3 protein-coding genes are annotated in these 1870 nt (G+C 69.3%); all 3 read right to left on the bottom strand.

What is annotated here, in order from left to right:
- Positions 1-456 (bottom strand): metallophosphoesterase (locus tag RMO97_RS00890; RefSeq protein ID WP_310538679.1); only part of this gene is annotated, 456 nt, incomplete at its 3' end.
- Position 457: 1 nt separating this feature from the next.
- Complete coding sequence (locus RMO97_RS00885; protein ID WP_310538678.1) at positions 458-1195, bottom strand: hypothetical protein; 738 nt, start codon at positions 1193-1195, stop codon at positions 458-460.
- Positions 1196-1382: 187 nt separating this feature from the next.
- Entirely contained in the window at positions 1383-1775 is a 393-nt protein-coding gene (locus RMO97_RS00880; protein WP_310538677.1) for a type I secretion C-terminal target domain-containing protein, read from the bottom strand.
- Positions 1776-1870: the final 95 nt, after the last annotated feature.

Raw genomic sequence — 1870 nt, 5'->3', positions numbered from 1 at the left:
GCCAGCCAGTTCCTGCGGGGCGCCGTCCGGGGAAGGCGGGTCGACGCCGTAGGAGATCAGGGTCTCCACCCCGCCGCAGCGCAGCCACATCGCGCCATTTTGAGGGTTTTCGAGGAACGCAAGCAGCGCCTGTTCGTGGTTTCCCTTCAGCAGGTGGACGTTCACCTCTGCCCGACGCTGGACCAGAGTGAGGGCTTCGACCACCCGGGCCGATTCGGGACCGCGATCTATATAGTCTCCGGTAAAGACCAACATCGGCCTGCGCGAGCGCGCGCGCGCGCGCGCGTCCTCCGCCAGGAAGGCGAGCAGCTCCACCATCAGGTCGTAGCGGCCATGGATGTCGCCGATGGCGTAGATCAGCTCGCCGGCTGTGTCGCTGTGCAGCAGGGCGGCCCGCGAGACCACGGATTGGGCCCGGTAAACCTCTGCGACCGGCGAGGCATGGACAGCGTTCATCCTAACCCGCAGCCCTTCCATAGCGGCGCTCTGCACGCTGGGCCTCGCGGCGCAGCTCGGCGGCCATGGCGCTATAGCCCGCCACCACGCGTGCAGGGTCGCGGATGGCCTGGCGGCGCAGCCCGGCCCAACGGTTGCGATACGAAACCATGATCGGACGCGCGACCCTGGCGTCGGCCGCCCTGGCATAGGCGCGCCGGAGACGCCGATCCGCGGACATCACCTGCGCGTGGAAGCAGGCCTGACGGCGCTGACCGGCCAAACCCCGGCATCCCAGATCCTTGGCGGCTGCGTTACGGGGGTTGGAGGCGCGTGCCGATGGCTCGGCCGGCTTGCCGGTCGGGGCTGTCGTCAACGGAAGTGCGACGACGGGCGGGACATAGATGCTTTCCGGCGCTGTGGGGGGCCGTGTCGGGGCGCCGCCTGGACTGGCGGCGGGCGCCAACGGCACCACTGACTCGGCCGCACGCGTTCTGGACCGCTCGTCCAGCGCCGGCTTGACCCACACCATTCCAAGCGTGGCGACCACCACGATCCCGGCGACAGCTCCGCCGATACGGGCCGCTCTGCGCACGGACGTCGTGTCATCGGCCCGGGCTTGGCGCTGACCTGCCGGCGGCAGGCCGCGGTTTGCTTCGGAGGCGCCAGGCGAAAGCGGGGCGAAGATCGCCTCGACGTCACGGGCCACCGTGGCCGAAAACCCTTCGTCTGCAGGGTCTCGGGGTTTGGCTGCGTTCACGGGCGGCTCCTGCCGAGCGCCCGGCTGCGCTGGAATGTGCGGGTCTGCCAAAACGGGAACCTGATCGGACATTGCGTAGGATGCCGCCAACTAGAACATCAGGCTTGGCTGGAGGTTCCACAGCAAGGTTGTGCGAACGGGCTCGCCGCTGCCGCCGATGGTCGGCGAATGAGGCGCCATCCCAGCCCTAGTTAAACAGCCAGTCCGAGGGCCGCAGGCTTGAGGGTGTCACGCCATCAAGCGTGGTGATGGTCGTGGCCCATAGGTCGGCGGCGCCGAATCCGTCCCGATCAATCAGCACCACGGTCCCGCCGTGGCCGTCCGACTGCAGTTTCAGATACCCCTCGGCGATCGGATCGCGGCCCCTGTAGCCGATGGCGGCGAAGAGCGGCCTGAGGTCCAGCGTGTCGACGCCGACGGCGAAGTCGCGAATGTGGCCGGCGTTCCAGGGCATGGCCTTGAAGACAAAGGCGTCGGCCCCGGCGCCGCCGGTGAGTTTGTCGGGCCCCTGCCCCGCATTGAGGGTGTCTGCGCCAACGCCGCCGGTGAGGGTGTCAGCGTAGCGGTTGGATGTCAGCACCAGGCCCGCGGTCCCACCGGGAGCAGGCGCGGGCGCAGGCGCAGGCGCAGGCGCGGGCGCAGGGGCTGGGGTTTGTGGGGCTGGGGATCCGTTGA

The sequence above is a fragment of the Phenylobacterium sp. genome, from assembly GCF_031425575.1.
GTDB lineage: Bacteria > Pseudomonadota > Alphaproteobacteria > Caulobacterales > Caulobacteraceae > Phenylobacterium.
The sequence above is the reverse complement of the archived record's forward strand: the minus strand, read 5'-3'. Positions and strand labels throughout refer to the sequence as shown.